Source organism: Halomonas sp. 707B3 (assembly GCF_024158645.1).
Taxonomy (GTDB): Bacteria; Pseudomonadota; Gammaproteobacteria; order Pseudomonadales; family Halomonadaceae; genus Vreelandella; species Vreelandella lionensis.
Window position 1 is genome coordinate 1 of sequence record NZ_JAMZBE010000176.1, and the last position, 6,646, is coordinate 6,646.

The window sequence follows — 6,646 nt, forward strand, 5'->3', positions numbered from 1 at the left end:
GCAAACCCTAATAGCGCGGTCACCCACATCCAAAAGATCGCCCCAGGGCCACCAATCCACAGCGCCAAAGCGACCCCCGCCAAATTACCGGTACCGACCCGTGCCGCCATGGAAGTCGCGAATGCCTGAAAGCCACTGATGCCGTCACCCGCGCCGCGTGCGGTAAAGGTCACGTGGGCCATGTGCCGAAACAGACGAAACTGCATACCACGCGTCATGACCGTGAATAGCAGGCCTGCACCCAGCAGCAGGTAAACAAGAATGTAGCTCCAGATAAAGTTGCTGACGGGCATCATGACCGCATATAAACCATCACGAAGTGGCCCTAGCACTGTTTCTAATATTTCCATCGCCTATCACTCCCTGTGGTTGTATGAGCAACTGTTATCGTCACAGGTAGGAGTGTAGCTAGGTTATAGAGCAGCGCGTTATTTCAGCCCTTATTCGCCCACCGTGACCATCCAATCAGGCCGAAACAGCGGCGGCGAAAACTCCTCCGGATAACCGCCCGGATTGGCGATAACGCGGGTGCCGCTGTGTAGTATATCCACCGGCTCGTGGACGTGGCCGTGAATCCAAAGATCCATCTTGCCCATCAGTTGCGGGAGGTGGGAGGCAAAGGCGGGTGAGAGCGCGTCGCCTATGTACTGCTCGGGAATGCAACCGTGCAGCGGGGCATGATGGCTCACCACTACGCGGGGGCCATCGAAAGGCTGTTGAAGCTCGCGACCCAACCACTCTAGCGCTTCACAGTGCATCTCTTGGCTGGCTTGGGGCGTGAACACTTGGCCGGGAGCCGTGGTAATGATGCGAAAATCGGGCATATAGCGCAGCGCTTTCGCTTCGGTATCTAAGGGGTTGCGGGTAGGGTCGTCGGCATAGAGCGCAAAATCTGTCCAGAGCATTGTGCCGTAAAAGCGTACTCCACCAATGGTCACGCTACGATTATCTAGCAGTTCGATATCATACCTAGCAGCTTCTAGCGCTAACTCTTGGCGCAGCAGCGGCATGCAGGTGCCGTAGAACTCATGGTTGCCCGGCACGTAGAGAATCGGCAGGTCGGGAAACTGCTTCCGCGCCCAGGCCAGCCCCTCTGCTCTGCGATGAATATCCCCTGCCAACACCACCACATCCGCCTCGGCAGGCGGCAGTTCGCGGTGTCCGTCAAAATGTTCTAAATGAAGATCGGATAAAACTCTTAAGCGCATAGAACGTCTCTCATGATGCTTACATGGGCCTGAGATTAAGCCGTTAATAGGCAAGGCGAGCGATAAATTGGCGGGCAAACTCGACCACCACGGCTTCGGCTTCCCGGTGAGGAATATGACCGATGCCGGGTAGCATTTCGCAGTGAGCGGGGCCTTGGGTATAGCGGGCAATACGCTCAGGCTGACGATGAGACCCGTACTCGTCTTTTTCGCCATGCAGCACGAGTGTCGGGCACTGTACTTGTTCAAGCGCAGGGATGAGTGACCACTCTGCAAACGCGGGGCTTAGCCATGTGTCCACCCAGGCGTTGAGTACCCAGCGGGCTTTGTCGCCGTGGTACCTGGCCAGCTTGGCGAACTGTTCCGGCGCCTGAAAGGCAACGTTTGCCTCCTCAATCCCCTGCCGTGTGCGGTTTTCATTAAACGCTTGGGCAGCAATGGTTATCAGCCCTTGGCACTGATCCGGGTACCCCCCAGCACAGTGCACCGCCATGCAACCCCCAACGCTATGACCCAGGGCGATAAAGCGTGTGATTTGGTAGGCCTCGCGTAGTGCTGCAAAGCTTCCCGTGGGTTCATCGTCGATAAAACTGAGCGGCAGAGGCGTTGGGTACGCATCGGAGCGGCCAAAGCCAAGCCGGTCGTAAGCAATAACCCGTTGCCGAGTTGCGGCGCAAAGCGCCGCGGGAAAGCTGCGCCATAGATCTACACAGCCAAGGGAGTCGTGAAACAGCACAATAGGGACATCCGAACGAGTGCTGCCTGATTCCCAAGTCCGCGTAAATATTCGACCACTGGTTGTATTCACCCAGCGGTCATGGTGATGAATAGCCGGCGTTAGCGTCATAGCATTGCTCTTAATGTTGTCAGTTTGTCATGAGCCACTGCCAACATAGCATGCGAAAAGCCGCTAGCGTTTTAAGAAGTTACTTTTGACTAAGTGAACCACCTCGTCCATGCGCCCGCTCAATACGGCTTTAGCGGAGTAGAGCGCTGTTGAAGCAACCTGCCCAGCCTCTACTTTGGGAGGCATCACCAGCTCCATGGGGTTCACCACCACATCTAATAAGGCAGGCCCCGGCTGGGCAAGCCACTGGCTAATCGCTACATCCAACTCAGCCTCCTGCTCGACCCGGCGCCCCCATAACCCCATGGCGGTGGCGACCTCGCCAAAGTTGGGGTTTTTAAGCTCCGTGTAAGCATCAAGCAATCCGTCTACTTTTTGCTCTAACTCTACAAAGCTTAGAGAGCTGTTGTTATACACCACAATTTTTAGCGGAATTTGCTGCTGCACTAAGGTTAATAAATCCCCCATCAGCATGGTTAACCCGCCATCTCCGCACATGGCAATCACTTGGCGGTGGGGATACGCCAACTGAACCCCCAACGCCTGAGGATACGCATTGGCCATGGTGCCGTGCTGCAAACTCGCCAGGGTGCGCCGCTGCTGGGAGGCGCGAATATGGCGCAGCATCCATACGTTGACGCTGCCGGTATCAGCCGTAAAAAAGGCCTTCTCCGCCGCGTGGCGGTCAATGGCCAACGTCAGCTCTTGTGGGTGAATCACTTGGCTATCGCGGCTTTGATGGGCCGATTTTTCCAACGATTTGGCGTAGCGCTTGCGACACTTCTCTAGCCAGTGGCTGCGCGTATTCTCCTTAACAACTTGAGTGAGCGCCTCGCAGGTATCCCGCGTGCTGCCGACGATGCCCACGTCTACCGGATAGCGTTTGCCGATATGCGTTGGGTCTTGGTCCACCTGAATAATCGTCGCACGCTCTGGGTAGAACTGGCTAAACGCAAAATTACAGCCGAGTAGCAGCAAGGTGTCGCACTCGGCCACCGCGTGATAGCCGCCTTCCAGGCCATACACGCCCGTCATGCCAACGTGATAAGGGTTGTCGTGCTCTATGAAATCCTTCGCCCGAGAGGTCCAGGCAATCGGGGCCTGCAGTTTTTCCGCCAGGGCGATCACCTGTTCCCGCGCATCCTCGCAGCCAGCGCCGGCAAAAATAGTGATGTTGCCGCCTTTATTGAGCTGCTCGACGGCGGGCACCAGCGCTTGTGCCGTTGGCCGTAGCGAGTAGCTAAACCGATGCGTGCGATAGCCCAACTGATTATCCGGCGTTTGCGTCATCACATCGCCCGGTACGATCAGCACCGCAACGCCGCGCTTGGCGAGAGCCGCCTGGGCGGCTAAAGCGGCCATACGGTGCGCCTGCTCGGCAGAGACAACGGTTTCACAAAACACGCTGTACTGTTTGAAAATGGCGCTTTGATCGACTTCCTGGGGAAATTGGCTACCGGTATCACTGAGCCCAATTTGCGAGGCGATTAGCACCACGGGAGAGCCATTACGGTGGGCATCAAACAACCCGTTCACAAAATGCAGGCTACCGGGGCCGCAGGAACCTGCGCATAACGCTAGCTCCTGGGTCATATACGCCTCGCCACCGGCTGCAAAACCACCCACCTCTTCATGACGGACGCCAATCCACTGGATATCGCTTTGCCGTAAAGCGTCCGTAAAGTGATTCAAAGTATCACCCACCACGCCGTAACAACGCTTTGCGCCAGCGCTTTGCAGCGTTTCGACGATGATTTCAGCGACATTAGTGCTCATGTGCGACTCCTTTCGCAGGGGAAAAATGAACAGATCAGCCTGTCAAGCCTAGCTGCAGATGGGATATTTTGCTGGGTAGTCTTCATATCCCAAGCATTATGCTGCGGCGCAGCAAAAAAGGAGCTACACTGTTGAGTGTTGTCCCACAGGAGGACCATGTGATGACAATCATGAAGGTAATCTCAGCACGTAATGATGAAGTGCTCGCGTTTTGGCAATGTCAGGCGCAGTGGCAACGCGCCGCTAATGACGCACTCGCTAACTTTTACTGCTAACGAGCGTTTTCTCGCCTGTTTTACCCCCTATAGACGAAAAGATAACACCCCAAGCCGACGACTGATGTCGGCTTTTTTGTATTATGAAAACCTTTTCCATTCAATAGGCTAGACAGAAGCGGTGCTTTTTTTATCCCATTTTGTAAGCTATTTCTTACGCGCCATGGCATATCACTTACATCTTTTGGACTAGCCACGCCTTGCTAAAGCGCCTAATATTCATATCACAGCTATTTTACTGCATTGCACAACGCAAGCTGTGTATAACAAAAATGATTCCTCTACCCCTGTACCAGGAGTGTTCGCCATGAAAAATGCCGCTACTCAGCAACCGGCCATGGAAGTCGATGTTATGGAAGTGTGGGCAAAACGTGCTCAGCAGCAGCGCGCTGCCTTTGATGCTCTGGCAGCGTACATGCGTCAGCAATAAAGCACCTTCCGTGCCCTGGTGGGCAACATGTTACCCACCGGGGCGCTGTGGTCATCTCATCATTAGCCCCAACCGCCCTCTTCCTCTGGCTGCGTGCCTAGCTGAGCTAAATAAGTGTCTTGCAGAATATACATTCGCTTTACATCACGGTATTTGCCGTTGATGAAAAACTCCTGCACTAAATGTCCTTCTTCTATAAACCCACTCTCCTCGTAGAGGTGGATCGCTTTTACATTCTGGACCGCCACAATCAGGTAGACCTTATGGAGGTTGAGAATCGTAAACGAGTAGTGCAACGCCTGACGAATGAGCGAGCGAGCAAACCCTTTGCCTTGATGTTCAGGTGTAATAATGATTTGAAACTCGGCGCTGCGATGGATGTAATCAATTTCAATCAGCTCTACTAAGCCAATCGCTTCCCCGCTGCTGTCTTCGGCAACAAAGCGCCGTTCCGCATTGTCGTGAATATGCTTGTTATACAGCTCCTCAAGCTCATCAAACGACTCATAAGGCTCTTCAAACCAGTACGACATAATGCTCTGATTATTGTTGAGCTCATGCACAAAGCGCAGATCGTTACGCTCTAGGGCACGTAAAAACAGGGTGGGGCTCATGAAAAACACTCACTTATCAATTACATAATGCTCACCAGCAGGCAAGACGCACCTGCTGACAAAACACACATTCATCCATATTCGTAGTGTAGCGGTTTACTTACCGATAGGTGATTGGCAAGACACTACCGCTGAAATGAGAATAGCGCGCTTAACGGGTGCTGACGGCCTTCAATGAGCGCGCGCAGCAGTTGAGCGCCTATCATGCTGTAGGTAATGCCATTCCCCCCGTAGGCCATGGCAAAATGCACCCGAGGCCCTAGCGCCTCATGAGGCCCGAAATAGGGTAAACCATCGTCCGTTTCCGCAAAGGTGCCGCCCCAACAAAACGTCGGGTTGATCTTTAAACCCGGCCAGAGCGCTTCTACCTTTGCGGTCAACGTCTGGGCTTTTTCCATCACACGCGCATCCCGGCGCTCCGGAATATCTTCCTCATCATCTTCACCGCCGATGAGCAGCCGCCCATCCTGGGTAGAGCGTAAGTAGAGATATGGCCGCGCCGACTCCCACACCAGTGTATGGCTTAGCTTGCCCAGCACATCAAGAGGCAACGGGTCAGTGACAAACGCGTAGCTGCTGCGATTTTCGGCTACCTGTTCAGGCAACCACGACTGGCTCTCGTAACCTGCTGCGATAATCACCTGTTGGCAGCGCAGCGTCGCTCCGTTGCGCAAGATAACCTCGACACCCTCAGCGTTCGGCTCAAGCCGCGCGACCTGTGTGCGATCAAACACACCTCCGCCACGTCGCACCACATTCTCCAGCAGATGATATGCCATACGGTAAGGGTCAATGCTGGCAGCCAACGAGGAAAGAATCGCGCCCGGGGCTGAAAAACCGTAGCCGGATTCAAGCGCACGCTGGTCAAGCCAGGCAACGTCAAAGCCAAAGCGCTTGCGCATCGCAAGCTCCGCTTTCAAGGCCGCCACATCTCCGTCATGACTGGCGAAATAGAGGCTCTCTTGACGGCTAAACGCCACATTGCCAAGTTCCGCTGCGAGTCGCTCCAGTGAATGAATCGCTTCGGCACAGCTGCGATAAGCCATCACCGCATTGGCCTCCCCGTACTGCTCGGCCAAGTGCACCATGTGGGTATCAATCTCGTACTGCAGCAGCGCCGTACTGGCCGCAGAACTGCCCCACCCTACGTCCCTGCGTTCGAGTACCACGACTTGATGACCGTGGCGACTTAGCTCGTCGGCAATTAACGCCCCCGTAATACCGCCACCGATAATCACCGTTTCCGTTTGGTGATCGTGGGTAAGCTGCGGGAAAGCCGTTAACAGACCATTTTTCACCGTCCAAAACGGGTAACCACTTTTAAGATCCATCTAATTGCCTATGCTAGGTTGCCATGCGGTAGGAGTTGGTTATACAAACGATGATCCATGTTTGCGATAGTTATGTCTGCGATAACCATAGCTGTTTATATCAATAGTGCCCTGTTCGGGAGGGCCGCCGGGAGAGAATCATATGATTGATTTACGTAGCGATAC

Annotated in this window: 7 protein-coding genes; 1 reads left to right on the forward strand and 6 read right to left on the reverse strand. The window is 54.3% G+C overall.

Annotation, left to right across the window (positions count from 1 at the left end; genetic code table 11):
• From BIS10_RS16520 to BIS10_RS16535, 4 genes are all read right to left on the reverse strand, one after another.
• The coding region (locus tag BIS10_RS16520; protein ID WP_253506851.1) for an alanine:cation symporter family protein at nucleotides 1–350 on the reverse strand (350 nt) is incomplete at its 3' end.
• 90 nt (nucleotides 351–440) lie between these two features.
• Complete coding sequence (locus BIS10_RS16525) at nucleotides 441–1,208, reverse strand: metallophosphoesterase (RefSeq protein WP_253506853.1); 768 nt, start codon at nucleotides 1,206–1,208, stop codon at nucleotides 441–443.
• A gap of 43 nt (nucleotides 1,209–1,251) precedes the next feature.
• The gene (locus BIS10_RS16530) at nucleotides 1,252–2,055 is read right to left on the reverse strand and encodes an alpha/beta fold hydrolase (protein ID WP_253506856.1); all 804 of its coding nucleotides are present in this window, start codon (nucleotides 2,053–2,055) and stop codon (nucleotides 1,252–1,254) included.
• A 63-nt stretch (nucleotides 2,056–2,118) separates the two neighbouring features.
• The gene (locus tag BIS10_RS16535; protein ID WP_253506859.1) at nucleotides 2,119–3,831 is read right to left on the reverse strand and encodes a thiamine pyrophosphate-dependent enzyme; all 1,713 of its coding nucleotides are present in this window, start codon (nucleotides 3,829–3,831) and stop codon (nucleotides 2,119–2,121) included.
• Nucleotides 3,832–4,413: 582 nt separating this feature from the next.
• Here BIS10_RS16535 and BIS10_RS18965 point away from each other — a divergent pair.
• Nucleotides 4,414–4,536 (forward strand): hypothetical protein, encoded by a 123-nt coding sequence (locus BIS10_RS18965; protein WP_301282080.1) that lies wholly within the window; start codon nucleotides 4,414–4,416, stop codon nucleotides 4,534–4,536.
• 62 nt (nucleotides 4,537–4,598) lie between these two features.
• On the opposite strand, the gene speG is transcribed toward BIS10_RS18965, so the two are convergent.
• Nucleotides 4,599–5,150 carry a spermidine N1-acetyltransferase gene (speG, locus tag BIS10_RS16540; protein WP_253506863.1) on the reverse strand — a complete coding sequence of 184 codons (552 nt, stop codon included), beginning with the start codon at nucleotides 5,148–5,150 and terminating at the stop codon, nucleotides 4,599–4,601.
• 125 nt (nucleotides 5,151–5,275) lie between these two features.
• A complete protein-coding gene (locus BIS10_RS16545; protein WP_253506866.1) occupies nucleotides 5,276–6,481 on the reverse strand; it encodes an FAD-binding oxidoreductase in 1,206 nt (401 codons plus the stop codon).
• Between the last annotated feature and the right edge of the window lie 165 nt (nucleotides 6,482–6,646).